Below are 852 nucleotides of genomic sequence, written 5' to 3'. Positions count from 1 at the left end.
GTATAACCTGATACGCATTCTCATGGCGCAATCCGCAGCGTTATCGGATGTGCTCCCGCGAGCATTGAGCTTCAAGCATGCATTACAGATTTGGAATGCATGGAGTTGCCGTCTGGCATCGGGTTATTCGCAAGCAGATTTAGTGGAACTCTTGGTGCTTATTGCACTGCGATGCGTGGGCAACCGTCCGGGAAGAGTTGAGCCGAGAGCGGTGAAAAGACGGTCAAAGCCCACGCCACTGCTGACGCGACCCAGGCATGAGGCACAAGCCGACATACGAAAGAATGGTCATCCTCCGAAACAACGGGAGTGGAACCGGTCAGGTCAGCAACAGGAAAGACTTTGACTTAAGTAAGTGCCATTCAGGTCTGACCCCGGATCTTCCATTCGCACACAACGGCAAATACAGTGGTAATACGGCGTTTCCTCAAGGGAAATCTGCTGATAACGCGCTCGTGTCATGGTCGCCTCCATGCTGATCCATGACTTAAACCATACTGTCCTTATAGACAGGCAGCCATCAGATAATGGCCATCAGGCGCGTGAGAGATTTGCTAATTGATGGGTGTCCTGTTGTTCGTCCTCGCGGGGCAAGACCTGGCCCTCGTGTTCTCTCGTGTTCTAGACCGACGCCAGAGGGTGTTCAAAACTCTGTGTCACAGCCAGCAGCCTCACAGGCTGATGTATTTGTCCAGGCGCTCGGGGAAGTGGATGGCCATCTGTGACAGCGTCAGATTCCAGTTCTGCACCGGGTGGGTCCAGCGCTCGGATGCCTTGAGTATACCGGCATAGAGCAGCTTCAGTAAGGCGTTCTCACTGGCGAAGCCACCCTTGGTCTTTGTCAGCTTGCGG

The 852-nt window shown here is 53.9% G+C and carries 2 pseudogenes; one reads left to right on the top strand and one right to left on the bottom strand.

What is annotated here, in order from left to right:
• Positions 1–346, top strand: a pseudogene (locus tag A3730_RS32785) (IS4 family transposase); the annotation flags it as partial.
• A gap of 325 nt (positions 347–671) precedes the next feature.
• Here A3730_RS32785 and A3730_RS21075 read toward each other — a convergent pair.
• Positions 672–852: pseudogene (locus tag A3730_RS21075) on the bottom strand (IS256 family transposase); the annotation flags it as partial.

The sequence above is a fragment of the Alcanivorax sp. HI0044 genome (assembly GCF_001634945.1).
This window is presented reverse-complemented; position numbering and strand designations above follow the sequence as displayed.